Source organism: Streptomyces violaceoruber (genome assembly GCF_033406955.1).
Classification (GTDB): Bacteria; Actinomycetota; Actinomycetes; order Streptomycetales; family Streptomycetaceae; genus Streptomyces; species Streptomyces violaceoruber.
On sequence record NZ_CP137734.1, the window covers coordinates 4,796,336 to 4,820,819 of the forward strand.

The window sequence follows — 24,484 nt, forward strand, 5'->3', positions numbered from 1 at the left end:
CCGCGCGGTCACCAGTCGTACGGGTGTCCGGATCGCGGAAAGTCTCCTGTAGGCGGCACCTATTTCCTTACGCTGCGCACATGACCGTGACTGAGAACGTGCCCGCCGCCACCGCTTCCCTGCCGCCGCTCGCCGCGCGGGCCCGGTCGATCGGCGGTTCGCCCGTACGGGACATCCTCGCCGTCACCGCCCGCCCCGAGGTGATCAACTTCGCGGGCGGGCTGCCGGCCCCCGAACTCTTCGACGCGGAGGGCATCGCCGCCGCGTACCGGGACGTCCTCGCCGAGACGCCCGCGCGGGCTTTGCAGTACTCCACGACCGAGGGCGAACCCGCCCTGCGGGCCGCCCTCGCCGCCCGCACCTCGGCCCGCGGGCTGGCCACCGACGCCGACGACATCCTCGTCACCACCGGCTCGCAGCAGGCACTCTCGCTCCTCGCCACCGCCCTGCTCGAACCCGGCGACACCGTCCTCGTCGAACGCCCCTGCTACCTGGCCGCGCTCCAGGCCTTCGGCTTCGCGGGCGCCCGGGTGGTGGCCGTGCCCGGGGACGAGCACGGGATAGACCCCGGGGCGCTGGAGGAGCTGGTGGTGCGCGAGCGGCCCAAGCTGCTCTACACGGTCCCCACCTTCTCCAACCCCACCGGCCGCACCGTGCCCGCCGCCCGCCGCGCCGCCGTCGCCGAGGTCGCCGGGCGGTGCGGCCTGTGGATCGTCGAGGACGACCCGTACGGCGAACTGCGCTTCGAGGGCGAGCGGGTGCCGTGGATCGCCTCCTACGAGGGCGCCCGGGACCGGACCGTGCTGCTGGGCTCCTTCTCCAAGGTCATGGCGCCCGGCCTGCGCCTGGGCTGGCTGCGGGCACCCGCCGAGCTGCGCCGGGCCTGCGCGGTCGCCAAGCAGGCCGCCGACCTGCACACCCCGACCGTCAACCAGCTCGCCGCCGCCCGCTACCTGGCCGACCGTGACCTGGACGCCCACGTCGCCCGCGTCGCCGCCGTCTACGGCGAGCGCCGGGACGCCATGCTCGCGGGCCTCGCGGACGCCCTCCCGGCCGGGTCGGTGTGGACCCGTCCCGAGGGCGGCATGTTCCTGTGGGCGCGGCTGCCGCAGGGGTACGACACCACCGCCCTGCTCCCCGAGGTGGTCCGGCACGACGTGGCGTACGTCCCCGGAGCCCCCTTCCACGCCGGCGAGCCCGACCGCGCCACGCTGCGGCTCTGCTTCGTCACCCAGACACCGGACGAGATCGCGGAGGGGCTGCGGAGGCTGGGGGAGGGGCTGCGGGCAGCCTGAGTGTCCGGGTCGGGGAATCCAGGTCAGGTCCGGATCCTTGTGGCAGCGGTGCCGAGCCCGGCGGTCCCGAGCCCGGCGGACCGGGCTCCGGACGCACCGGCCCGACGGGCGTCGGGGGCCGCTCGTGATGCGTGGCCCCCTCGGCCCGGATCTGGTCGAAGGCCTTGGTCAGGCCGGTCTTGAGGCGCTTGGACATGGGCTTCTCCACCAACCGGTGCACCAGGTAGGAGAGCACCAGGACCCCCGCCAGCGTCCCGCCGACCAGGACCCACTGGTTGACGGTGTACTGGTAGCGGTGGAACACCTCCCAGCCGATGGACTCGTGCAGGAGGTACAGGGGATAGGTGAGCGCCCCGGCGGTGGGCAGCCAGCGCCAGTCGACCCGGCGGAACCAGCCCAGGGCCACGCCCGCCATCGTCACGAAGAAGACCGTGAGCACGACCGCCACGCCCCAGCCGGGGACGTTGTCTCCGACGTTGTCCAGCGTCGCCCGCCAGGTCGCCATCGCCGTGTAATTGCCCATCGCGAAGCAGAAGGCGATCATGCCCCACAGCAGCAGGTTCTGCCCGAAGCGGTACATGAGGTAGAAGGCCAGCCCGGCGATGAAGAACCAGCAGTCCTGCGCCATCACCAGATCGCTGATCGGATTGGCCTCGCCCCGCTTCGCCACCACCGCGGCGGTCGCCCACACGCAGCAGAAGACGACCACGCGCCGGTACGTCACACCCCGCCACACGACCAGCGCGAAGAGCAGGTAGAAGCGCATCTCCGCCCAGAGGGTCCAGTACACGCCCTCGACCTCGTCGACCCCCATGGGCCGTTGCAGCATGGTCAGGTTGACCAGGAGGTCGCGCCAGGGCAGCGGGGTGATGCCGCCCGGCATGAAGAACACGACGGCGGTGGTGACGGCGATGGCCAGCCAGTAGGCGGGGAAGAGCCGGATCACGCGCGAGGTGAAGAAGTGGGAGACGCTGCGCCCCCACGAACTCATGCAGATGACGAAGCCGCTGATCATGAAGAACAGCTCGACACCGAGCCACCCGTAGGCCGACGGCCGGAAGAGCACCGGGAACAGCTGTGCCTGGGAGCCTTCCCAGCCCCCGCCGAAGGCGACGTAGTGGTAGAGGACGACCATGAGGGCCGCACAGAGTCTCAGCCCGTCCAGGGTGCCGATCCGGCCGCGGGGTGCCTGCCGGCCGACGCTCCCTCGAGGCGCGTCCGCCGGCTTGCTCCCGGCGGACGCCTTTCCTATTCGCACCAAGCTCTCCCGTCGGTGTCGGACACCGGAATATCGCCCTCCGCATGCGGACGACGGGACACAGTACGCGATGCGGCCCGCCCCCTCCCTCGCGGGGAGAGGACGGGCCGCAGATCGTACGCCCGACGCGCGGCGTCAGAGCCGCTCGGGCGTCCGGATGCCCAGCAGGGCCATGCCCCGGTGCAGAGTACGGGCCGTGAGGTCGCACAGGAAGAGGCGGTTCTCCACCTGCTCCGGCGTCTCGGCCTTCAGGACGGGGCACTTGTCGTAGAACGTCGTGTACAGCGACGCCAGCTGGTACAGGTACGCGGCCAGCTTGTGCGGGGCGTACTCCGCGGCCGCCTCGAAGACCGTGGTGCCGAACGCGTCCAGGTGCAGGCCCAGCGCGCGCTCCGCCTCGTGCAGCGCCAGCTCCGGGTGGGCGGCGGCACGGACCTCGCCGGCCTTGCGCAGGATGGACTGGATACGGGCGTAGGCGTACTGGAGGTAGACGCTGGTGTCGCCGTTGAGCGAGACCATCTGGTCCAGGTCGAACTTGTAGTCGCGGTTCGGCGACGTCGACAGGTCCGCGTACTTCACGGCGCCGATGCCGACCTGCGCCGCCCGCTCCTGGATCTCGTCCTCGGTGAGGTCCCGCGCCTTCTCCCGGACGACCTCGGCGGCCCGCTGCACCGCCTCGTCCAGCAGGTCCTCGAGGCGCACGGTCTCGCCCGCACGCGTCTTGAAGGGCTTGCCGTCCGCGCCGAGCACCGTGCCGTAGCCCATGTTGTGCGCGGTGACCTCGTCGCCGAGCCAGCCGGCCCGGCGGGCCGTCTCGAAGACCATCCTGAAGTGCAGGGACTGGCGTACGTCGACGACGTACAGCAGCGTGGTGGCGTGCAGGTCCTGGACCCGGTTGCGGATCGCGGTCAGGTCGGAGGCCGCGTAGCCGAAGCCGCCGTCGGCCTTCTGCACGATCAGCGGCACCGGCTGGTCGTCCTTGCCGCGGATCTCGTCGAAGAACACCACGAGCGCGCCCTCGGAGCGCACCGCGACGCCCGTCTCCTCCAGCAGGCGGGCGGTCTCGGGCATGCCGTCGTTGTACGCGGACTCGCCGACGATCTCGTCGTCGCGGATCTCCATGTCGAGCTTCTCGAAGACGGAGTAGAAGTAGACCTTCGACTCGTCCACGAACTGCTGCCACAGCTCGAGGGTCTCCTTGTCGCCGGACTGGAGGGCGACGACCCGCCGCCGGGCCCGCTCCTTGAACTCCTCGTCCGTGTCGAAGACCGCGCGCGACGCCTTGTACACCCGGTTCAGGTTCGACATGGCCTGCTCGCCGTCGACGTCCCCGGCCGGGGCCAGCTCGCCGGGGTGCTCGAACAGGTACTGGATGAGCATGCCGAACTGGGTGCCCCAGTCGCCGATGTGGTGCCGGCCGATCGTCTTCTCGCCGGTGAAGTCGAGCATGGAGCGCAGGGCGTCGCCGATGACCGCGGAACGCAGGTGGCCGACGTGCATCTCCTTCGCCACGTTCGGCTGGGCGTAGTCGACGACGGTGGTGCCCGCGTCCTGCTTCAGCGGCACGCCGAGGCGCTCGCCGTCCGCGAGCCGCGCGGCCAGGTTCGCGGTGATCGCCCGGTCGGCGACGGTGATGTTGAGGAAGCCGGGGCCGGAGACCTCGACGTCCTCGATCAGCTCGTCACCGGTGGTGATCCGCGCGACGACCTCGGCCGCCAGCTCCCGCGGGTTGGCCTTCGTCTTCTTGGCCAGCGCGAGGATGCCGTTGGCCTGGTAGTCCGCCCGGTCGCTTCGTCGCAGCAGCGGGTCCGCGCCGGCGGCCTCCGGCCGGGTGGCCGTGAGGGCGGACGCGAGGTGCTGCTGGACGGAGTCGCTGAGGGACGTGACCGAGGCCATGGAGTGGCTGCCGTTCTGCTCGGGTTCCTGGAAGTGGTACAGAAACCGAGTATCCCACGCGGTGAAAAGCGGTTTTCGCGGATGCGGGCCGGGCTGGGAGAATGGGGCGGTCAGCCGTGCGACCGTACCGGCTGTTCCCGGAGCGGTTCCGGGGAAGTTTCAGGAAAGAGGACGTGCCGATCGTGGCTCAGAGCACAGAGACCACCGACTGGGTCTCCCGTTTCGCGGACGAGGTCATCGCCGAGTCGGAGCGCCGTGCCCCGGGCAAACCAGGTGTCGTCGTCGCCTCCGGACTCTCCCCCTCCGGCCCCATCCACCTGGGCAACCTGCGCGAGGTCATGACCCCGCACCTGGTCGCCGACGAGGTGCGCCGCCGGGGACACGAGGTGCGGCACCTGATCTCCTGGGACGACTACGACCGCTACCGCAAGGTCCCGGCCGGCGTCCCCGGCGTGGACGAGAGCTGGGCCGAGCACATCGGCAAGCCGCTCACCTCCGTCCCGGCCCCCAAGGGCTCCCCCCACCCCAACTGGGCGGAGCACTTCAAGGCCGCGATGGTCGACTCGCTCGCCGAGATGGGCGTCGAGTTCGACGGGATCAGCCAGACCGCGCAGTACACCTCCGGCGTCTACCGCGAGCAGATCCTGCACGCCATGAAGCACCGTCGGGACATCGACGCCATCCTCGACCAGTACCGCACCAAGAAGGCGCCCGCGAAGAAGTCGCAGAAGCCTCTCGACGAGGCCGAGCTGGAGGCCGCCGAGGGCTCCGGCGCCGCCGCCGAGGACGACGGCAGCTCCGGCTCCGCCGGGTACTTCCCGTACAAGCCGTACTGCGGCAACTGCGAGAAGGACCTGACCACGGTCACCGCCTACGACGACGACTCGACCGAGCTGACCTACGCCTGCACCGCCTGCGGTTTCTCCGAGACCGTGCGGCTGAGCGAGTTCAACCGCGGCAAGCTGGTCTGGAAGGTCGACTGGCCCATGCGCTGGGCCTACGAGGGCGTCGTCTTCGAGCCCAGCGGCGTGGACCACTCCTCGCCCGGGTCGTCGTTCCAGGTCGGCGGGCAGATCGTCGGCATCTTCGGCGGCGAGCAGCCGATCGGCCCGATGTACGCCTTCGTCGGCATCAGCGGCATGGCCAAGATGTCCTCGTCCAAGGGCGGCGTGCCCACCCCGGCCGACGCCCTGAAGATCATGGAGCCGCAGCTGCTGCGCTGGCTGTACGCCCGCCGCCGCCCCAACCAGTCCTTCAAGATCGCCTTCGACCAGGAGATCCAGCGGCTCTACGACGAGTGGGACCGCCTCGACGCCAAGGCTGCCGACGGCTCGGCCCTCCCCGCCGACGCCGCCGCCCACGCGCGCGCCGTCGGCACCGCCGCCGGTGAGCTGCCGCGCACGCCCAGGCCGCTGCCCTACCGCACGCTCGCCTCCGTGGCCGACATCACCGCCGGGCACGAGGACCAGGCGCTGCGCATCCTGGGCGAGCTGGACCCGGCGAACCCGATCGCGTCGCTGGACGAGGCCCGGCCGCGCTACGACAAGGCCGAGGCGTGGATCAACACCCACGTCCCCGCCGACCAGCGCACCATCGTGCGCCAGGAGCCCGACGCCGAGCTGCTCAAGTCCCTCGACGAGCCGAGCCGGCAGTCCCTGCGGCTACTGCTCGACGGGCTGGCCGACCACTGGTCCCTGGACGGGCTCACCCACCACGTCTACGGCGTCCCGAAGGTCCAGGCGGGCTTCCCGGCCGACGCCACGCCCAAGGAGCTGCCGCCGGAGATCAAGACCGCCCAGCGGACGTTCTTCGCGCTGCTCTACCACCTGCTCGTCGGCCGCGACACCGGCCCGCGCCTGCCCACGCTGCTGCTCGCGGTGGGGCAGGACCGGGTGCGGACCCTGCTCGGCGAGTAGGACCGGCGGTACCACGGCGAAGGGGGCGCCCGGCGAACACCGGGCGCCCCCTTCGCCGTACTCGCGGTCCTAGGGGGTGTCGTTTGGATCTTGCCGGGGGCGCGAGGTCCGGCACGCACATCTGCGGCGTTGTCGTCGGTTGCCAGGGTTCCGTCCTGTCGCCCTCCTCCGCCTTGCAGCTGCACGCGCCAGACCCCGCTCGGATCGGCCACAAGGCACCGTCGGCCGCGGCCGGCCTGATCCAAACGACACCTAGGCGATGTGCTCTTCCTGGAGCTCCCGCATGTGGCGCTCGCTGAACGCCTTCACCATGCGATCGGCCTCACGCGGAGCCAGCGGCACCCCGAAGGTCGCCTCCACGTCGCCCCGGAACTGGGCGACCGTGGGGTAGCTGCCGTCGATCGACTTCCGGAAGACCGTGTAGTAGTCCTCCTCGGTCGGTGCCGGCTCGGCCGGACCGGCACCCTCGCCCAGCTCACGGGTGCGGCCCGGCACGACCGGTATCGGGAAGCTGCCCGTCTCCTCCGGCGAGGGCTCCAGCAGCGGGGGCTCCTCCTCGTACTGGTCCCGGTACTCGTCGGCCTGCTGCTGCTCCTCGTACCACTGGGCGTACTGCTCGCCCGGGTCGTAGCTGGGGTCGTAACCGCCCTGGTAGGCGACCTGGCGGGTGTTGAACCAGGGGCTCTGCTCCGGGCCGTCCTCCTCCCCGGCGCCCTGCGGCGACGGCCCCTCGGGCCCGGAGGGCTCCGCGGGCCGGGGCCGGTCCGCCTCGGGGCCCTTGACCAGCTCGGCGCGCTGCTCGCCCGCGGGAGCCTGCGGGTCCGTCTCCTGGAGCTGCCGCGGCACCGGCGGGAGCAGGGCCGGTTCGATGCCCGCCGCCGCCAGCCCGGCGGGGCCGGTCTGCGCCAGCGGGACGCCGTAGCGGGCCAGCCGCAGCGGCATCAGGGACTCCACGGGCGCCTTGCGGCGCCAGGCGCGGCCGAAGCGGGACCGCAGCCGGGCCCGGTAGACCAGCCGCTCCTGCTCCAGCTTGATGACCTGCTCGTAGGAGCGCAGCTCCCACAGCTTCATGCGCCGCCACAGCAGGAAGGTCGGCACCGGCGACAGCAGCCACCGGGTGAGGCGCACGCCCTCCATGTGCTTGTCGGCGGTGATGTCGGCGATCCGGCCGATCGCGTGCCGGGCGGCCTCCACCGACACCACGAACAGGATCGGGATCACGCCGTGCATGCCCACGCCCAGCGGATCGGGCCAGGCCGCGGCGCCGTTGAACGCGATCGTCGCCGCCGTCAGCAGCCACGCCGTCTGCCGCAGCAGCGGGAAGGGGATGCGGATCCAGGTCAGCAGCAGGTCCAGGGCGAGCAGCACACAGATGCCCGCGTCGATGCCGATCGGGAAGACGTACGAGAAATTCCCGAACCCCTTCTTCAGGGCCAGTTCCCGCACTGCCGCGTACGAACCCGCGAAGCCGATCCCGGCGATGATGACGGCACCGAAGACGACCAGGCCGATGAGGACGCGATGCGTCCGGGTCAGCTGAAGTGGCGCGGCCACCCGTACTCCCCTCCCATTGCGTGTTGTTGCGCGCAACAGAGTGGCACATGTGTGCGGGGGACGGGTGGCCGGTAGGTCGAAGAGGGCCGTCAGCTCGACTTCGAAGGGGCCTTCGAGGACGTCTCGGACGCCGGCTTCGAGGGGGACCCGGAGCCCTGCGGCGTGCCGCTCGGCGTGCCGCCGGCCGAGGTGTCGTTGGCCTTCATCACCGCGGCCACGGCCTCCTTGGCCGCCTTCTGCGCGTCCTTCACCAGGTCGCCGGCGTCCGGGGTCTTGTCGCCCGCCAGGCCCGCGCCGTTGAAGTCGAGGGTCACGACGACGTTCTCGACCCGTGCCACGACCGTCTGCTGCTTGAAGGTGCCTTCCTTCTTCTTCAGGTCGTAGCTCACCACGGAGGCCTCGTTGCCCGTGCGGCTCACCGGCGCGGTCTTGAGGCTCTTCGCGCCCTCCGCGGCCTGCGCGTCCTTCAGCTGCTTCAGGTAGTAGTCGTGCGCCAGCTTCTCGCCCTCGCCGCGCGTCACGTCCGACTCGAAGCGCAGCATCGACACGCTCAGCCAGCGGAACTGAGAACCCTTCACGCCGTTGTCATCGAGGCTGTCCCAGGAGCAACCGGCCCGCATCGCGGTGTCGTTGGAGGAACCCTCCTTGCCGGAGTCGGCCTTGGGCACCAGGTCGTCCAGCGTCTTCTTCGACACCACCGAGCACGGCTCCGGAAGCTTCCCGTACGCCGCGGCCTTCACCGTCGGGGACGGGCTCGCGGACTTCGACGCGGCGGACTCCTCCGCGGCCTTGTCCTTGCCGTCGTCGGAGCCGGAGTCCGAGGAGCAGCCGGCTGCCACCAGCATCACGGGTACGGCGGCCGCGCCGACAAGGACGCGGGTGAGTCGCTTCGCTCGCTTCGCTTGCGGGTCTCGCTGGTCACGCTGGGCTCGTAGCTGCATGGTTCCTTCACTCATGGCACTCGTGGTTCCTGCGTTCGGAACGGGTCCGAGGGGCCACCGTACGCGGTGAGGAAATCGTGCGGCCCCGCTTCGGCGGCAGCGCGCGCGGGCGCGGGGGAGCCCCGGCGGGACTCAGCCGCCCAGTGAATCCGCCAGCTGGGAAGCCAGATTCCGCGCCATGTCCTGCATTTCCTCGCTGTCCGGGACGACTCCGAGCGTCGCCGACTGCTCCGCGTACTCGATGGTCACCATGACGTTCGACGTGCGGAACGCCACAGTCACGGTGCGCCGCTTCGCCGTCGAGCCGGAGCTGCTGAGCGCGTCGTCCACGAACGCCTCGTCACCCAGGTCGTCCAGGAGCCGGGGCTGGACCTCGGCGGGGGACGCGGTCGACGAGGAGGAGGGGGAGGACGAGGGGGCGGAGGCCGAGGACGAGGGCGTCCCGCCCGCGCCGCCGGCCGGTTCGCCGGACTCCCCGGGCTCCCCGGACTTTCCGGAGGACGAGGAGGGGCTGCCGGACGGGGAGTCCGAGGCGGCGGACCCGGACTCCGAAACCACCGGCTCGGGCAGGTCGGCCGCCTCCACCTGCTGCGCGAACAGTTCCTCGGCCTCGCCCGCGTCGCTCACGGAGCCGTCGTACGACACCACCCGCTCGAAGTCCACGAAGAGATGGTCCGTGGCCTCGGCCGACTCCACCTTCCAGCGGCAGCCGACCTTGCGGTCCGTGTCGTACGCGAGCGTCGGCTCGCCGGAGTACGCCCGCGCGCGCTGCTCCTCGTCGGCGATCTCCTCGATGCCGGGCAGAAGGGTGTCCAGCGCCTTGTGGCCGACCACGGCGCACGGCTCCGGAAGGGTGCGGTACTTGCCGGGCTCGGCCGCCTCGGTCGCGACCCCGGGCTGACCCGGGTTCGAGTCGTCCGCCGTGGCGCCGCCGCCCGAACCGCCGGTGCAGCCGGCCAGCAACGCCGCCAGGAGGGCGGCGACGCCCGGTACGTAGGCCTTCCGCTGCACGGTGCGGCTCCTCTCGCCGGTGTGGCTGTGGTCGGTACTCCAGTGTCCCCGCTGGTTATTCGCTTGCCGCGCGGGGGCGTCCCCTGGAGACAATGTGTATCGCACGCGCCGCCGTGAACGCCGGTCAGCCGTCCCTTTGGCTGCCCTTGGCGCCGGTTTTGCGCTTCGAGACTTCTGCTTGTTTTCCGGGGGAATGAGGACGATATGTCGTACGTGGAGATGCCGGGCGCGAAGGTGCCGATCCGGATGTGGGCCGACCCGGCGACGGTCGAGGAGGGTGCGCTCCAGCAGCTGCGCAACGTCGCGACCCTGCCGTGGATCAAGGGCCTCGCGGTCATGCCGGACGTGCACTACGGCAAGGGCGCGACGGTCGGCTCCGTGATCGCGATGCGCGGCGCGGTGTGCCCGGCCGCGGTGGGCGTCGACATCGGCTGCGGCATGTCGGCGGTGAAGACCTCCCTGACGGCGAACGACCTGCCCGGGGACCTGTCCCGGCTGCGCTCGAAGATCGAGCAGGCGATTCCGGTGGGGCGGGGGATGCACGACAGCCCGCTGGAGCCGGGGCGCTTCCACGGGCTGGCGACGGGCGGCTGGGACGACTTCTGGGGGCGGTTCGACGGAGTCGCCGAAGCGGTCAAGTTCCGTCACGAACGGGCCGGAAAGCAGATGGGTACGCTCGGAGGCGGAAATCATTTCGTCGAAGTGTGCACGGATACGACCGGTTCTGTCTGGCTGATGCTGCACTCCGGTTCCCGCAACATCGGCAAGGAACTGGCCGAGCATCACATCGGCGTCGCCCAGAAGCTCCCGCACAACCAGGGTCTGGTCGACCGCGACCTCGCGGTGTTCGTCGCGGACACTCCGCAGATGGCCGCGTACCGCAACGACCTGTTCTGGGCGCAGGAGTACGCGAAGTACAACCGCACGCTCATGATGGCGCTCCTCAAGGACGTGGTCCGCAAGGAGTTCAAGAAGGCCAAGCCGGTCTTCGAGCAGGAGATCAGCGCCCACCACAACTACGTGGCCGAGGAGCGATACGACGGGATGGACCTGCTGGTGACCCGCAAGGGCGCGATCCGCGCGGGTTCCGGGGACTTCGGGATCATCCCCGGTTCCATGGGCACGGGTTCGTACATCGTGAAGGGACTCGGCAACGCCAAGTCCTTCAACTCCGCCTCCCACGGCGCCGGTCGGCGGATGAGCCGGAACGCCGCCAAGCGCCGCTTCTCCACCAAGGACCTGGAGGAGCAGACGCGGGGTGTGGAGTGCCGCAAGGACTCCGGCGTCGTGGACGAGATCCCGGGCGCCTACAAGCCGATCGACCAGGTCATCGACCAGCAGCGCGACCTGGTGGAGGTCGTGGCGAAGCTGAAGCAGGTCGTCTGCGTGAAGGGCTGACGCCCGGACGCGCCAGGTGCACCGGGGGCGGGTCTACGCCTCCCGGTGCACCTTCGTGTTCGAGGCCTGGGCGCGGGGGCGGACGACCAGGAGGTCGATGTTGACGTGGGCGGGGCGGGTGACCGCCCAGGTGATGGTGTCGGCGACGTCGTCGGCGGTCAGGGGGGCGGCGACGCCCTGGTAGACCTTGGCCGCCTTGTCCTGGTCGCCGGCGAAGCGGGTCAGGGCGAACTCGTCGGTCTTGACCATGCCGGGCGCGATCTCGACGACGCGGACCGGGCGGCCGACGATCTCCAGGCGCAGGGTCTCGGCGAGGACGTGCTCGCCGTGCTTGGCGGCGACGTAGCCCGCGCCGCCCTCGTAGGTGGACAGGCCCGCGGTGGAGGAGACGACCACGACCGTGCCGTCGCCGCTCGCCTCCAGCTTGGGGAGCAGGGCCTGGGTGAGGTTGAGGGTGCCGATGACGTTCGTCTCGTACATGCGGCGCCAGTCGTCCGGGTCGCCGGTGGCCACCGGGTCGGCGCCGAGCGCGCCGCCCGCGTTGTTGACCAGGACGCCGACCGTCTTGAACGCGGTCGCGAACTCGTCGACCGCCTCGCGGTCGGTGACGTCCAGGGGGTAGGCCGTCGCCTTGTGGCCGGCCGCCTCGATCTCCCCGGCGAGCGCCTCGATGCGGTCCTTGCGGCGGGCGGTGAGGACCACGCGGTACCCGGCCGCGGCGAGCTGCCGCGCCGTGGCGGCGCCGATGCCGCTGCTCGCGCCGGTCACGACGGCGATGCGGGAGGCGGCGGACGGGGCGGCTGCTGCGGTGGCCATGGTGCTGCTCCTCGGTCGGTGGTGCGGGTCGCCGACCAGGGTAGTCAGCGCGCCGGGCGGCCCTCGTGGTCAGCCGCCGTTGCGCGGGGCCCACATGATCAGGGCCATCCCGGCCAGGCAGACCAGCGCCCCGGCGATGTCCCAGCGGTCCGGGCGGTAGCCGTCGGCGACCACGCCCCACAGGATCGAGCCGGCCACGAAGATCCCGCCGTACGCGGCGAGGATGCGGCCGAAGTGCGCGTCGGGCTGGAAGGTGGCGACGAAGCCGTAGGCGCCGAGGGCGAGGACCCCGCCCGCCGCCCAGAGCCAGCCGCGCTGCTCGCGCACGCCCTGCCACACCAGCCAGGCGCCGCCGATCTCGAACAGGGCGGCGACGACGAAGAGGGCGGCGGAGCGGAGCACGAGCATGCGGGCAGCTTCGCACGGACCTGCGGAATAACGGGTCGGGGGTCGCCGTTGGACGGGTATAGTTGAACAGTCAACAAAGCGGAGGTTGAGCGATCATGCAGTTCGGCATCTTCACCGTCGGCGACGTCACGCCCGACCCGACCACGGGCCGTACGCCGACCGAGCGTGAGCGCATCAAGGCGATGGTCGCCATCGCGCTCAAGGCGGAGGAGGTCGGGCTCGACGTCTTCGCGACCGGCGAGCACCACAACCCGCCCTTCGTGCCCTCGTCGCCGACGACCATGCTCGGCTACGTCGCGGCCCGCACCGAGCGGCTGGTGCTCTCCACCTCCACCACCCTGATCACCACGAACGACCCGGTGAAGATCGCCGAGGACTTCGCGATGCTCCAGCACCTGGCCGACGGCCGGGTGGACCTGATGATGGGGCGCGGCAACACCGGCCCGGTCTACCCCTGGTTCGGCAAGGACATCCGCGAGGGCATCAACCTCGCCGTCGAGAACTACAACCTGCTGCACCGCCTGTGGCGCGAGGACGTGGTGAACTGGGAGGGCAAGTTCCGCACCCCGCTCCAGGGCTTCACCTCCACTCCGCGTCCGCTGGACGGCGTCGCGCCCTTCGTCTGGCACGGCTCCATCCGCTCCCCGGAGATCGCCGAGCAGGCCGCGTACTACGGCGACGGCTTCTTCCACAACAACATCTTCTGGCCCGCCGACCACACCAAGCGCATGATCGAGCTGTACCGGGCCCGCTACGCCCACTACGGGCACGGCACGCCCGAGCAGGCGATCGTCGGCCTCGGCGGCCAGGTGTTCATGCGGAAGAACAGCCAGGACGCGGTCCGTGAGTTCCGGCCCTACTTCGACGAGGCCCCGGTCTACGGGCACGGGCCGTCGCTGGAGGACTTCACCGCGCAGACACCGCTCACCGTCGGCTCGCCGCAGCAGGTGATCGAGAAGACGCTCGCCTTCCGCGACTACGCCGGCGACTACCAGCGCCAGCTGTTCCTGATGGACCACGCCGGGCTGCCCCTGAAGACCGTCCTGGAGCAGCTCGACCTGCTCGGCGAGGAGGTCGTCCCGGTGCTGCGCGAGGAGTTCGCCAAGAACCGCCCGGCCGACGTGCCGGACGCGCCGACCCACGCGTCCCTGCTGGCCTCCCGCAAGGGCGCCCCGACCGAGGAAGGAGCGCGCGCATGAAGCTCGTCGTCGTCTCCGCGGGGCTGAGCGTCCCGTCGTCCACGCGGCTGCTCGCCGACCGGCTGGCCGCGGTCGCCGCTCCGGCGGCCACCGCGCCCGAGCCCGGTCCGGCCGACGTCCGGGTGATCGAGCTGCGCGACCTCGCCGTGGAGATCGCGCACACCTTCACCAACGGCTTCCCGGCACCGGCGCTCGCGGACGCGTTCGCCGAGGTCGCGGCGGCCGACGGACTGATCGTCGTCACGCCGGTGTTCTCGGCGTCGTACAGCGGGCTGTTCAAGTCGTTCTTCGACGCGCTGAGCGTCACCGACGAGGACGCCCTCACCGGGAAGCCGGTGCTGATCGCCGCGACCGGCGGCACCGGCCGGCACTCCCTGGTGCTGGAGCACGCCCTGCGACCGCTCTTCGCCTACCTGAAGGCCGTGATCGTCCCCACCGGCGTGTACGCCGCCTCCGAGGACTGGGGCGCGGAGGGGCTGGACGCCCGGATCGAGCGGGCCGCGACCGAGCTGGCGGCGCTGATGTCGGGGCTGTCGGGGTCCGCGCGGGCGTCCGGTCCTTCGGCGGGCCGCCCGCTGCCGAAGCGGGACTCCTTCGAGGAGGTCACGCCCTTCGCGGAGCGGCTCGCCGCGCTGAGCGTCCCGGGCCCGAGCCCGGCGCCGTAGGGCGGCCGCCGGCGGGGGCCGGGCACCGGCCGTATCACCGCATCGTGTGACGCCGCGGGGTTCCCGCCCGGCCCGGTCGGCGGTTCACTACGGTGTGGCCAGGATGAGCAGACCCCAGCCGGGACAGTCGCCCGACCGGTTACCCGAGAAGCCGTTGCCCCGGTGGTTTCCGGCGGCCCTCCCCGTGTCCGTACTGGTGGCCGTCCTGTGGGGACCGGTGTACGCGGCGGTGCTGTGCGGCGTGGCAGCCGTGGCCGTCGCGTACGCCACGACCAGGAAGCCCGAGCTGTGGCACCTGGCGGCCGGGACCGGCCTGTGCGCGGCGGGTGTGCTGGCGCAGGCCTTCGCCTACTACCTGATCCTGCGGGACGGTTCGCTCGGCCCGCACGGGAGCGCGGCCGTCCTCTTCCTCCTCGGCCTCCAGTTCTTCCTGCACGGCAGGAAGGTGCGGCGCGCGGCGCAGCTCACCTTGTCGGCGCTGCGGCGGCACCGCGAGGAGAACGGGCTGCTCCGGGCCGCCGAGCCGCTCGGCGAGCGGCGGCCGGGGGCGCGCCGGGTCCCGTTCGCGATGACGAGCGTCTTCGGCGCGGTCGTCTCCGGGCTCGGCTCGCTGTTCCTCTGCTTCACCCTTCTCGCCCTGCGGGACCTGCTGACGACCGGCGACAACCCGTGGTGGGCGTCCCTGGTCGTCGCCGCCCTGTGTGCGCAGGCGGTCCTCTTCATCGGCCTGGGCAACACGATCCTGCGCACCGGAGTGCAGTACTACGACACGGTCGTCTCCTCCCCGGACGACCTCGCGGGCCGCCAGTACGTCCTCTACCTGCGCTCCTTCCGCGACGACCACCGGCTCTCGCGCCCCCACCGCGTCCCCCTGGCGGGCGCCTGGCCGGCCGCCGCCGTCAGCCTCGGCCAGGGCGAGGAGGAGCGCATCGCCGACGCCCTGTCCTGGGCCGGCCCCCTCGTCGGGGTGGGGGCGCCCGGGGAGCGCGTGCCCCGGGCCGGTGCCCGGCGGATGTACCTGCCGCCGGACGACTGGCAGAGGCCGGTGAGCACCATGATGCGCGGCGCCGCGCTCGTCGTGATCGTGCTGGGGAAGGGACCGGGGACGCTCTGGGAGATCCGCGAGGCGATGCGGATCCTGCCTCCCGAGCGGCTGCTGCTGCTCGTGCCGATGAAGGAGAAGGCGTACGACGAGTTCCGGGAGCTGGCGGGCGACCTGGCGCCCGGCGTGCTGCCCGCGTACCGGCGCAGCCGTGCTTTGTCGTCCCGGGTCCGGGGAATCATCCACTTCGAGCCGGACTGGACGGCGCGGTTCGTCGCCCTGCGCCGGCCCCCGCCGCTCGAAGACCCGCTCGTGGGCTCTCTGGACCGTGCCATGTGGCCCGCCATGGTGCGCCTGACCGAACTCGAACTCGAACGGCGGGCGGACGGGAGGCGGGGCGAGGCATGAGCGACATGGGGGACGCGCTGTGGAACACGGAGGTCGGCCCGGCCGAGTACTCGGTGGCCGACGACCGCTACCGGCAGGCGGTGCTCGACCAGTACAAGCTCTGCGTGGAGATGGCCGACCGGGTCAGTGCCCGGCGGAATCTGACCAACACGTTCTTCCTGTCGCTCAACAGCGCGGTGGTCGCCGTGGTGGCCGCGGTGTCGGGCGGCGCACTGGCCGACGCGTCCGTCCCGCTGCTGCTGGCCGGGCTGGTCATCCTGCTGGTCCAGTGCGCCGCCTGGTACGTCATGGTGCGGTCGTACCGACAGCTCAACCGCGCCAAGTACGCGGTGATCGGCGCCTTCGAGGAGAGGCTGCCGGCGTTCGCGTACAGCAGGGGGGAGTGGGGCGCGCTGGGCGAGGGCCGGGACTGGCGCCGGTATCTGCCCCTGACCTACGTCGAGCAGTGGGTCCCGGTCGTCTTCGCCGGCTCCTACGTGACGGGCTTCTTCGCCCTCGTCACCCGGTGAGCCACGGGCCGCGATAGGATCCGGGGCCTGCCACCAGGCCATCGACCGAGGGGGAGAGCGTGACGGCCCTCGCGGTGACCGGGCACATGGACCTGACGGAGGAGAGCGTCCCCGCGGTCCGCGCCGCCCTGGACGGACTGCTGGCCCGGTACCGGGACTCGGGCCCGGGAAAGACGCTGGTCGGGATCTCCTGCATCGCCAGGGGGGCCGACTCGCTGTTCGCCGAAGCCGTACTGGCCGTCGGCGGTCGCCTGGTCGTCGTCGTCCCGTCGCGGGACTACCGCCGCAGCACGGTCGAGCCCGACGACGCCCCCCTCTTCGACCGCCTCGCCGCGGCCGCCGACGAGGTCGTCGTACTGCCCCGCGAGAGGGCCGACCGGCAGGCGTACGAGGCCGCCAACGCCCTGCTCCTCGAACGTGCCGACCGGCTGGTGGCCGTGTGGAACGGCGAACCGCCCAGCGGCCGGGGCGGCGGCACCGCCGACCTGGTGCTCGCGGCCCGGGCGGCGGGGATCCCCGTCGACGTCGTGTGGCCCGCGGGGGCCGCACGCCGGGCGGACTCCCGGTAGGAAGGGCCGCCGACCGGTGCGGACCGGCGCCGGAAGCGGAACCGGCGCCGGAACCGGAAGCGGAACCGGAAGCGGTTCGGAAGCGGTGCGCCGCTGGTTCCGGAAGCGGGGTCGCTGATGCCGTAAGGGCATGTCGACGTCACCGGCGGCCGTACGCCCCACCGCTGTCGCCGGCGCCGGCACCGGTGTCCTGACTCCCGGTGCCGGCGCCGACGTCGGCGCCGGCACCGGGGAGCCGCGTGGTGCGCAGATAGGTGCCGAGCACCGACAGGTCGGTCCGCTCCAGGTCGGCCGGGCGGATCACGACGCGCAGCTCCGGGGCGGTCGCCGGGTCACGGCGGCAGTGGTCGGCGAAGCTCTCCACGATCATGAGCAGCAGCCGGGTGCGGTCCAGCTCCACGATCCGGGCCAGCCCGGAGCCGATCAGGGGGATCGCGAGCGGCCGGTACATCCCGTACCGGGCGACGGCCGGCCACAGGGTGTCCAGGCTCGCCCGCAGGTCGGCCGGTCCGGAGCGGGCGACGAGGTCGTTGCCGAGCCGGGAGTAGGCCACCGCGAAGACCCGGCGGCCGTCGACCGTCAGCGGGACGGTGGTGCCCAGCGGGTAGCGCACCCGCCGGCCGCGCGGCTTGTCCTGGGGCCGCTCGGTGCGCACCGGCCGGAACGCCCTCAGCCCGGCCTGGATCCGGTCGTCCAGCAGCTTGCGCTCCCCGCCGAACAGCCGCTCCACCAGCTGGCCCTGGACGCTGTCCCGGCTGATCACCAGGTCCTGCTCAGTGGCGGTGTCGAAGGTGTCGGTGAACCCGACGACGAGATTGGCGTCGTCCTGGTCGAACAGGTCGCCGCGCACCACCACGAGGTCACCGGCGCCGGGGAACGGCTGCCGCAGCAGCTCCCGTCCGTGCCGCTCGCGCAGCCGGGCCCGCAGGGCGCCGAGCAGCTCGGCGACGTCCTGGTCGTCCGGCCGCTCCCGGGCCATCCGTTCCGCGACCGGCAGCGCGAGGTCGTGGCGGCCCAGGTCCATCCGGCTGCGGATCAGCTGGCGGCGGGCCGTCTCGTACAGCGCGGTGAGCCGGCGCGCCAGCGGCCGGGCGAAGTCCTCGTCGCCCGCCTCCGCCAGCGGACGGCCGCGCACCAGGGCCAGCGCCGCGGCCAGCCGGTCGGCGGCCGACGCGGGCGCCGCGAGCAGCGCGGAGTCGACCAGGTCGGTGAACTCCGCGCAGTCCAGTTCGCCGGGCGCGAGCACCAGCCGGTACGCCGTCTCGGGCGCCGGGCCGGCCAGCAGTTGCTCGGTGCGCAGCACCCGGGCGCCGTCACCGCGCTGCGCGGGGTCGAGGGCGCGGCGCAGTTCGAGGACGCGCTTTTGCACTTCGTTGCGGTGGCGCTGCGCCGCGTGCGGCTGCTCGCCGTCGAGTGCCCACACGTCCCGGTGCAGCCGGCGTACCGGGACGGGCTCGCCGTCCGCCGCCACCAGCCGGACCAGCAGCCGTGTCGTCAACGGGGTCAACCGGGCGGGTACGCCGTCGACTTCGAGCCTGGCCGGACCCAGGACGCTCACACGGATACGCGCCATACAAGTGGTCTCCACTCGCTTCACACTCTCCCGACCGGTGGTCGCGGGAGAGGTGTCGGCAGCGTATCAATTGTCCGTTTGGGGGAGTTGTGGTTTCGGTCGGTTCGTGCGGGGCCGGCCCCCGGGGCACGCACCGCGGTGACGGGACGTGCCCCGGGGGCCGGTTGCGCCGGTCCCCCGAGCGGCGCCGGATCCGCCGGACGACTGCGCCGGCGGTGGCAGGAGGCCTACGGCCGGCGGTGGTAGGCCGACAGATGGCGGAAGGGGTAGGTCTGGCGCCAGTCGGAGCCGGTGTCGTTGACCGTGCAGCCGGCCAGCTTCAGCCGCTCCACGACCTTGCCGAGCGCCGTGTCGGAGCCGTCGAAGCGGATGACGTTGCGGCCTGCGATGTCGGCGATCGGCCGTACCCCGCCGACCTCGACGATCAGCGTGCGCTCCGGGTAGGCCATCAGCACCATGCCCAGCTCGATCAGGACGTTGGGGCGCGGCTGGCACACCGGCCGGGTCTCGTGGTCGGGTTCGTTGTGGCCGCGCAGCTCGGGGTGGAGGGTGACGACGTCGTCCGGGGTGAGCAGGACCAGCGCCGCCTGGGCCTGGGAGGGGGCCCCGGCGACCACGTCGCCGAGGAAGGGGGAGGCCTGGCCGGTCGCCCGGACCAGGTCCTCCCACTCCTTGGGCCGCAGGTCGAGCCGGCGCAGCAGCTCGTACATCTCGCGCCGCACCTGGTCGTCGCGGCCGTGCACGACGAAGACGCTGCGGGCCCGCTCGGCGTCCCCCGGCACCGGGGCGGCCGGGCGCCGCCATCCGTCGGCGTACGGCTGTGCGGGCGGGGCGGACGGCGCGGGCGGCGCGGCGTGGACGGGGGAGTTGTCGCCGAAGGTCTGGGTGGTGTCGGTGTTGCCGGCGCTCTGGTTGCCCCCGAAGTTGTTGGTGCTGCCCTGGCCGAAGCTGTTGCCGTGGAACTGCTGCCCGCTCATGCCTGCCGTGCCTCCCTGGTGACGCCGGAGTTGTTGCCGAAGGTCTGGGTGGTGTTGGTGTTGCCGACGCTCTGGTTGCCGCCGAAGTTGTTGGTGCTGTTGGCGCCGAAGTTCTGCTGGAGGATGTTGGTCTGGTTCGCCTCGTGCTCCCGGGTGTCGACGTCGTGGTCGCGCAGGAAGTCGCCCACGATCTGGAGCAGATGGCGCTCGATGATCTGGATGTACTTGATCGCGTCCGACTCCTGGAAGAAGTGGTGGAAGTCGTGGTCGGGCGCCAGCTCGCGGACGCTGGTGCGGGCGCCGCAGTCCACCGCGGTCAGGGCGTAGCGGCCGAGCCGGAACTCGCTGGTGTCGGCGGGCTCGCCCACCAGCTTGCGGACGGTGTCGGTGGAGAAGCGGCTGGGCAGCCGTTCGCGCAGCGGGTTGGTGATCAGCCGCAGCAGCTCGCCGGGCGCGCTGCGGGTCACGTCCCAGGCGATGCGGCACATGAGCCTGCCGTCGATCGCGGCCGGCAGCCGGTCTGCGAGGTGGAAGCTCTCCGGCAGGGGACCGAGCACGTAGGTGTAGAACTCGGTGTGCAGGGTGCTGCCCTTGATGTCGAAGCCGATGAACACCGAGGTGACCAGCTCCTGCTGCCAGGCCCCGATGCGGACGCACAGGTACTCGCGGCGGGCGTCGTAGTCCTCCCGCCAGTGTGCGGCGGTGTGGTCGGGGTGGCCGGGGTCGGGCGTGTCCAGGAGCACGGCGACGGAGTCGCTGCCCTCGGCGGTGCGCACCGCCTTGGTGAACCGGCGCCGGTCGACGGAGAGCAGTTCGACGCGGTGGCTCGGCGCGGGCTTGTCGCGCAGTTCCGCCAGCAGCTCCTCGCAGACCCGGGTGGTGATGTCGTCGACCGTGAACGGGATGATCGGCTTGCGTTCCGTCCGGCCGCCCCCGTCCGTGCCGTTCGTGCCGTTCGTGCCGTTCGTGCCGTCCGCCGGTCCGTGCTGGGCGGGGACGTGCCCGTTGAGCAGGTTCTGGCCGAGCGCGCCGGCCCGGGACTTCGGGGCGCCGAGCAGCAGTTCCGCGTTGGCCCACCGTTTGACCGAGTGGCCGGCGCCGATGAAGGGCTTGTAGCCGCCGTAGTACACGGTGTCCGAGGCCTGCTCCCGGTTGATCTTGCCGACGAGTTCCGGGGTGAGGCGCGAGGTGACCGGGTGCGAGCCGTCGAACCCGGTGCGGTCGTCCGCCGGGGGTGCGAGGTGCTCGGCGAGGGTCTGCAGGATGGCGAGCCTGCGCAGGAACATCGTGGCCCAGGCGAGCCAGAACGCGAACAGGGCGGCCGTCCAGCCGCCCAGTACGCCCGCGGCCATGAGCAGCGCGATGACGACCGCGCCCGCGGCGAGGGCGATCAGCTGGTTGCGGCGCAGGTTGTGGGCGGCCAGGGCGTGCGCCAGGACGGGCGCGGCGTCGTAGCCGTAGGAGGGGGCCACGACCCGGTAGCGGTGGGTGAGCAGCTCCCGGATGACGGCCTTGCGGTAGTGGGGGTCGAGGTAGGTGCCCGCGCACAGCAGGCGGGTGGCGTTGCTCGTGGTGTCCGGGGGCGGCGGGGCGGCGTGGGTGGTCATGGCTGTTCAGTTCCCTTCCCGCATGTCGGCCGAGGTGATGACGCCGCCGCTGACGGTGTAGGTGCCCTCGAACGTCGTCTGCGTGCCGTCGGTCTCCCAGGCCACGACCGTGACCGAGACGTCGTCGCCGGACGTGCCGGTCACGGTGACGTCGTCCCGCTGCGTCGTCCCGAAGCCGGCGACGAAGGAGTCGTAGTCCTGGTCGAGGTTCTTGCCGCCCAGCTCCCACGCGGCCGCGAAGTCGCGGTTGTTGATGGCGTCGAAGTACGCCGTCACGGTCGCCTCCGGCCCGCTGCCGTCGGCGGTGGTGTCCTCGGTGGCCGTGTCGTCGGTCGCGGTGTCGGTCGTGGTGTCGTCCGTGGGGGTCTCGTCCGCGGTGCCGTCGCCGTACGGGTCGTTGTCGTACGTGCCGTCGCCGTAAGTGCCGTCCTCGTACGTGCCGTTGCCGTACGTGCCGTCGGGGTCGGTGCCGTCGCCGGAGGTGCCGTCGTCGGTCGTGCCGTCGTCGGTCGTGCCGGACCCCCAGTCCGGCAGCGCTCCGCTGCCGTAGAGCCCGTCGGTGGCGGGTGCTCCGTCGTCCGGGCCGGTCGTGGCGAGCACGACGGCCAGCACGACTATGAGGACGAAGGGGACCGCGATCACGGTCAGGGCCTGGTTGCGTACGGGGCCGGGCGTGAGTGCGAGCCCCGGTGCGGGGTAGGAACCCCTGGCGCCGGGCGGGACGCGTGTACTGCTCATCTGTCACCTCATTGCCGCCGGTATCCGGCCGGGCGGATACGGCACGCGCCCCGAGTGGGCCGATGTGCCTTGTGCATCGACCGATCCGACCAGTGGCGGCGCTTCCGGAACCAGATTTCCGGGGTTCCGATGCGCTTCCGATCGGCTTCCGGTATGGCCGGCCCGTTGATCGTCCCGCTGCTCGTCCCGCCGATCGCCCCGGGGCGGTTCACCGGCACCCAAGCCCTGGTGAACGCTTCCGGAAACCGGCAATGCGGATAGGTGGCACCGTCACGCACCATGGGGCGCACGGGGAGCACTGCGCGGAGGGGGCCGGACGATGACGACGAAGACGACGCACAGTCCGTTCGTCCGGCCCCTCCACCGGCTCCGCCCCCGTCCCGACGATCCCGGCCGCGCCCCGCGCGCCGCCGGCGCCGCGGCACACGGCCGCCGCGCCGTCTGAGACCCGCCTTCCGCCGCTGCCGGGGCCCGGCGCGGGCGCGGTCCGTTCGAAGACTCGCCCCCGGAACCACGCCTGTCCGCACGGGCGTCACCCCACCAACATCGGCGGCGGCCGGCCGCGCTCGTCCGGCCGCCGCGACAGCCGCCTCATGCCGTAAGGACGTATGCCATGGAAGTCATCGGTGTCCTCGCCCTCGTCTGTCTGCTCCTCGTCGTCCTTGTGCTGTTCGGCGTCTCGCGGCTCTTCCGCAAGGTGGAGCAGGGCAAGGCGCTGATCGTCTCGAAGATGCGCAAGGTGGACGTGACCTTCACGGGTCAGGTGGTGCTGCCCGTGCTGCACAAGGCCGAGGTGATGGACATCTCGGTGAAGACGATCGAGATCACGCGGGCCGGCAAGGAGGGGCTGATCTGCCGGGACAACATCCGCGCGGACATCCGCATCTCGTTCTTCGTCAAGGTCAACAAGACCGCCGAGGACGTCGTCAAGGTCGCCCAGGCGGTCGGCACGGCCCGCGCCAGCGACCGGGACACGTTGCAGGAGCTGTTCCACGCGAAGTTCTCCGAGGCGCTGAAGACCGTCGGCAAGCAGCTGGACTTCACCGACCTCTACACCAAGCGCGAGGAGCTGCGGTACCGGATCATCGAGGTCATCGGCGTCGACCTCAGCGGGTACCACCTCGAGGACGCGGCGATCGACTACCTGGAGCAGACGCCGCTGACCCAGCTCGACCCGGCCAACGTCCTGGACGCCCAGGGCATCCGGAAGATCACCGAGCTGACGGCCGTGGAGCACGTGCGCACCAATGAGGCGCGGCGCACCGAGGAGAAGGAGATCACCCGGCAGAACGTCGACGCGCGCGAGGCCGTTCTGGAGCTGGAGCGCCGGCAGGCGGACGCCGAGATCAAGCAGAAGCGCGAGATCGACACCACCCGGGCCCGCGAGGAGGCCGAGACGGCACGGGTGGTGGAGGAGGAGCGGCTGCGCGCGCAGGCGGCGTTCCTGCGCACGGAGGAGCAGCTCGGCGTGCAGCGCGAGAACCAGGCCCGTGAGGTCGCGGTCGCCGCGAAGAACCGCGAGCGGGTCATCGCCGTGGAGAACGAGCGCATCGAGAAGGACCGCATGCTGGAGGCCATCGGCCGCGAGCGGGAGACCGAGCTGACCCGGATCGCCGCCGAGAAGGAGGTCGAGGCCGAGCGGCGGGACATCGCCGAGGTCATCCGCGAGCGCGTCGCCGTGGACCGCACGGTCGCCGAGCAGGAGGAGTCCATCAAGAAGCTGCGCGCCGTGGAGGAGGCGGAGCGGGACCGGCAGACGGTGATCATCGCCGCCGAGGCCCAGGCGCAGGAGCGGCTGGTCAAGGACATCAAGGCCGCCGAGGCCGCGGAGGCGGCGGCCACCCACCGCGCCGCCGAGGAACTCACCATGGCCGAGGCCCGGTTGAAGAGCGCCGACCTGGAGGCGCAGGCCAAGCTGCGGATGGCCGAGGGCATCCAGGCCGAGGCGGCCGCGGCGGGCCTCGCGGCGGTCCAGGTCCGTGACAAGGAGGCCGAGGTCATCGAGAAGGCCGGCCGCGCCGAGGCGGAGGCGACCGGGGCCCGGATGCGCGCCGAGGCCGAGGGCGCGCGGGCCAAGGCCCTCGCCGAGGCGGAGGCCATCGGCAGCAGGCTGAAGGCGGAGGCCGCCGGGCTCACCGAGAAGGCCGCGGCGATGGCCGCCCTGGACGACGCCTCGCGCGGCCACGAGGAGTACCGGCTGCGCCTGGAGGCGGAGAAGGACATCCGGCTGGCCGGGCTCGACGTGCAGCGGCAGGTCGCCGAGGCACAGGCCACGGTGCTCGCCACCGGCCTGGAGAACGCCGACATCGACATCGTCGGCGGCGACACGGTCTTCTTCGACCGCCTGATGTCCTCGGTCGCGCTCGGCAAGGGCGTCGACGGGTTCGTCAAGCACTCCGAGACCGCGCAGGCCCTCGCGGGGCCCTGGCTGGACGGCTCATCGAGCTTCACCGACGACCTGACCCGCGTGCTCGGCTCGTTCTCCACGGCCGACGTGCAGAACCTGACGGTCTCGGCGCTGCTGATGAAGCTGATGAAGTCGGGCGGCCCGGACGCCGGGCAGGTGCAGCGCCTCCTGGACCGGGCGGGCGAACTGGGCCTCGCCGACACCCCGCTCACCGCCCTGAACGGCACGGCCAGGGTCTGACCGGCCATCACCGACCGGGTGCCGGGACCGCCGTACGGGGGTCGACGGTTCCGGCAC

At 71.9% G+C, this 24,484-nt stretch carries 20 protein-coding genes; 9 read left to right on the top strand and 11 right to left on the bottom strand.

The genetic code is table 11. The features are described 5' to 3' along the window. Positions 1–80 precede the first annotated feature (80 nt). Complete coding sequence (locus tag R2E43_RS21650; protein WP_011028898.1) at positions 81–1,295, top strand: aminotransferase-like domain-containing protein; 1,215 nt, start codon at positions 81–83, stop codon at positions 1,293–1,295. Here R2E43_RS21650 and R2E43_RS21655 read toward each other — a convergent pair. Then, positions 1,228–2,553 (bottom strand): acyltransferase family protein, encoded by a 1,326-nt coding sequence (locus R2E43_RS21655; protein WP_332056484.1) that lies wholly within the window; start codon positions 2,551–2,553, stop codon positions 1,228–1,230. The genes R2E43_RS21650 and R2E43_RS21655 overlap by 68 nt on opposite strands. A 135-nt stretch (positions 2,554–2,688) precedes the next feature. After that, complete coding sequence (argS, locus tag R2E43_RS21660; protein ID WP_332056485.1) at positions 2,689–4,449, bottom strand: arginine--tRNA ligase; 1,761 nt, start codon at positions 4,447–4,449, stop codon at positions 2,689–2,691. Between the two features lie 173 nt (positions 4,450–4,622). Between argS and lysS the strand changes: the two genes are divergently transcribed. Beyond that, positions 4,623–6,365 carry a lysine--tRNA ligase gene (gene lysS / locus R2E43_RS21665; protein ID WP_332056486.1) on the top strand — a complete coding sequence of 581 codons (1,743 nt, stop codon included), beginning with the start codon at positions 4,623–4,625 and terminating at the stop codon, positions 6,363–6,365. A gap of 252 nt (positions 6,366–6,617) precedes the next feature. On the opposite strand, the gene R2E43_RS21670 is transcribed toward lysS, so the two are convergent. The 3 genes from R2E43_RS21670 to R2E43_RS21680 all read right to left on the bottom strand — a co-directional run bounded on the left by R2E43_RS21670 (position 6,618) and on the right by R2E43_RS21680 (position 9,871). Further along, the gene (locus tag R2E43_RS21670) at positions 6,618–7,919 is read right to left on the bottom strand and encodes a DUF2637 domain-containing protein (RefSeq protein WP_191849680.1); all 1,302 of its coding nucleotides are present in this window, start codon (positions 7,917–7,919) and stop codon (positions 6,618–6,620) included. Between the two features lie 89 nt (positions 7,920–8,008). Then, the gene (locus R2E43_RS21675; protein ID WP_319123628.1) at positions 8,009–8,875 is read right to left on the bottom strand and encodes a DUF3558 family protein; all 867 of its coding nucleotides are present in this window, start codon (positions 8,873–8,875) and stop codon (positions 8,009–8,011) included. A gap of 117 nt (positions 8,876–8,992) precedes the next feature. Further along, the gene (locus R2E43_RS21680) at positions 8,993–9,871 is read right to left on the bottom strand and encodes a hypothetical protein (RefSeq protein WP_030871329.1); all 879 of its coding nucleotides are present in this window, start codon (positions 9,869–9,871) and stop codon (positions 8,993–8,995) included. Positions 9,872–10,075: 204 nt separating this feature from the next. On the opposite strand from R2E43_RS21680, the gene R2E43_RS21685 reads away from it, so the two are divergent. Beyond that, a complete protein-coding gene (locus tag R2E43_RS21685; RefSeq protein ID WP_030871325.1) occupies positions 10,076–11,269 on the top strand; it encodes an RtcB family protein in 1,194 nt (397 codons plus the stop codon). A gap of 33 nt (positions 11,270–11,302) precedes the next feature. Here the strand turns inward: R2E43_RS21685 and R2E43_RS21690 are convergent, their stop codons facing one another. Beyond that, positions 11,303–12,085, bottom strand: a complete 783-nt coding sequence (locus R2E43_RS21690; protein WP_003975536.1) for an SDR family NAD(P)-dependent oxidoreductase — start codon at positions 12,083–12,085, stop codon at positions 11,303–11,305. A gap of 69 nt (positions 12,086–12,154) precedes the next feature. After that, positions 12,155–12,493: a YnfA family protein gene (locus tag R2E43_RS21695; RefSeq protein ID WP_030145264.1), complete on the bottom strand. Its 339-nt coding sequence runs from the start codon at positions 12,491–12,493 to the stop codon at positions 12,155–12,157. Between the two features lie 95 nt (positions 12,494–12,588). Between R2E43_RS21695 and R2E43_RS21700 the strand changes: the two genes are divergently transcribed. From R2E43_RS21700 to R2E43_RS21720, 5 genes are all read left to right on the top strand, one after another. Then, on the top strand, positions 12,589–13,692 hold the full coding sequence (locus R2E43_RS21700; RefSeq protein WP_003975538.1) for an LLM class flavin-dependent oxidoreductase: 1,104 nt from the start codon (positions 12,589–12,591) through the stop codon (positions 13,690–13,692). Then, positions 13,689–14,357 carry a CE1759 family FMN reductase gene (locus R2E43_RS21705; RefSeq protein ID WP_003975539.1) on the top strand — a complete coding sequence of 223 codons (669 nt, stop codon included), beginning with the start codon at positions 13,689–13,691 and terminating at the stop codon, positions 14,355–14,357. The genes R2E43_RS21700 and R2E43_RS21705 overlap by 4 nt, the downstream gene beginning before the upstream one ends. A 103-nt stretch (positions 14,358–14,460) precedes the next feature. Beyond that, positions 14,461–15,807, top strand: a complete 1,347-nt coding sequence (locus R2E43_RS21710) for a transferase (RefSeq protein WP_332056487.1) — start codon at positions 14,461–14,463, stop codon at positions 15,805–15,807. After that, the gene (locus R2E43_RS21715) at positions 15,804–16,316 is read left to right on the top strand and encodes a RipA family octameric membrane protein (protein WP_016326503.1); all 513 of its coding nucleotides are present in this window, start codon (positions 15,804–15,806) and stop codon (positions 16,314–16,316) included. The genes R2E43_RS21710 and R2E43_RS21715 overlap by 4 nt, the downstream gene beginning before the upstream one ends. Positions 16,317–16,375: 59 nt before the next feature. Continuing rightward, positions 16,376–16,885, top strand: coding sequence for a hypothetical protein (locus tag R2E43_RS21720; RefSeq protein WP_210985317.1), 510 nt, complete (start codon positions 16,376–16,378; stop codon positions 16,883–16,885). Between the two features lie 139 nt (positions 16,886–17,024). On the opposite strand, the gene R2E43_RS21725 is transcribed toward R2E43_RS21720, so the two are convergent. The 4 genes from R2E43_RS21725 to R2E43_RS21740 form a co-directional block, all read right to left on the bottom strand. Then, positions 17,025–18,458 (bottom strand): macro domain-containing protein, encoded by a 1,434-nt coding sequence (locus R2E43_RS21725; protein WP_003975543.1) that lies wholly within the window; start codon positions 18,456–18,458, stop codon positions 17,025–17,027. A gap of 227 nt (positions 18,459–18,685) precedes the next feature. Beyond that, a complete protein-coding gene (locus R2E43_RS21730; protein WP_332056488.1) occupies positions 18,686–19,435 on the bottom strand; it encodes a nucleotide-binding protein in 750 nt (249 codons plus the stop codon). Further along, on the bottom strand, positions 19,432–21,042 hold the full coding sequence (locus tag R2E43_RS21735; protein ID WP_319130052.1) for a hypothetical protein: 1,611 nt from the start codon (positions 21,040–21,042) through the stop codon (positions 19,432–19,434). Before R2E43_RS21735 ends, R2E43_RS21730 begins: the two co-directional genes overlap by 4 nt. Positions 21,043–21,048: 6 nt before the next feature. Then, a complete protein-coding gene (locus R2E43_RS21740; RefSeq protein ID WP_093456369.1) occupies positions 21,049–21,780 on the bottom strand; it encodes a hypothetical protein in 732 nt (243 codons plus the stop codon). A gap of 613 nt (positions 21,781–22,393) precedes the next feature. On the opposite strand from R2E43_RS21740, the gene R2E43_RS21745 reads away from it, so the two are divergent. Continuing rightward, complete coding sequence (locus R2E43_RS21745; protein ID WP_030871305.1) at positions 22,394–24,427, top strand: flotillin family protein; 2,034 nt, start codon at positions 22,394–22,396, stop codon at positions 24,425–24,427. The last annotated feature ends 57 nt before the right edge of the window (positions 24,428–24,484 follow it).

What these genes read in the sequence shown, in the direction of transcription:
- R2E43_RS21650 (WP_011028898.1), top strand. Translation starts at nt 81, where the DNA reads ATGACCGTGACTGAGAACGTGCCCGCCGCCACCGCTTCCCTGCCGCCG.
- argS (WP_332056485.1), bottom strand. Translation starts at nt 4,449, where the DNA reads ATGGCCTCGGTCACGTCCCTCAGCGACTCCGTCCAGCAGCACCTCGCG.
- R2E43_RS21675 (WP_319123628.1), bottom strand. Translation starts at nt 8,875, where the DNA reads ATGAGTGAAGGAACCATGCAGCTACGAGCCCAGCGTGACCAGCGAGAC.
- R2E43_RS21685 (WP_030871325.1), top strand. Translation starts at nt 10,076, where the DNA reads ATGTCGTACGTGGAGATGCCGGGCGCGAAGGTGCCGATCCGGATGTGG.
- R2E43_RS21690 (WP_003975536.1), bottom strand. Translation starts at nt 12,085, where the DNA reads ATGGCCACCGCAGCAGCCGCCCCGTCCGCCGCCTCCCGCATCGCCGTC.
- R2E43_RS21695 (WP_030145264.1), bottom strand. Translation starts at nt 12,493, where the DNA reads ATGCTCGTGCTCCGCTCCGCCGCCCTCTTCGTCGTCGCCGCCCTGTTC.
- R2E43_RS21700 (WP_003975538.1), top strand. Translation starts at nt 12,589, where the DNA reads ATGCAGTTCGGCATCTTCACCGTCGGCGACGTCACGCCCGACCCGACC.
- R2E43_RS21705 (WP_003975539.1), top strand. Translation starts at nt 13,689, where the DNA reads ATGAAGCTCGTCGTCGTCTCCGCGGGGCTGAGCGTCCCGTCGTCCACG.
- R2E43_RS21710 (WP_332056487.1), top strand. Translation starts at nt 14,461, where the DNA reads ATGAGCAGACCCCAGCCGGGACAGTCGCCCGACCGGTTACCCGAGAAG.
- R2E43_RS21715 (WP_016326503.1), top strand. Translation starts at nt 15,804, where the DNA reads ATGAGCGACATGGGGGACGCGCTGTGGAACACGGAGGTCGGCCCGGCC.
- R2E43_RS21725 (WP_003975543.1), bottom strand. Translation starts at nt 18,458, where the DNA reads ATGGCGCGTATCCGTGTGAGCGTCCTGGGTCCGGCCAGGCTCGAAGTC.
- R2E43_RS21730 (WP_332056488.1), bottom strand. Translation starts at nt 19,435, where the DNA reads ATGAGCGGGCAGCAGTTCCACGGCAACAGCTTCGGCCAGGGCAGCACC.
- R2E43_RS21735 (WP_319130052.1), bottom strand. Translation starts at nt 21,042, where the DNA reads ATGACCACCCACGCCGCCCCGCCGCCCCCGGACACCACGAGCAACGCC.
- R2E43_RS21740 (WP_093456369.1), bottom strand. Translation starts at nt 21,780, where the DNA reads ATGAGCAGTACACGCGTCCCGCCCGGCGCCAGGGGTTCCTACCCCGCA.
- R2E43_RS21745 (WP_030871305.1), top strand. Translation starts at nt 22,394, where the DNA reads ATGGAAGTCATCGGTGTCCTCGCCCTCGTCTGTCTGCTCCTCGTCGTC.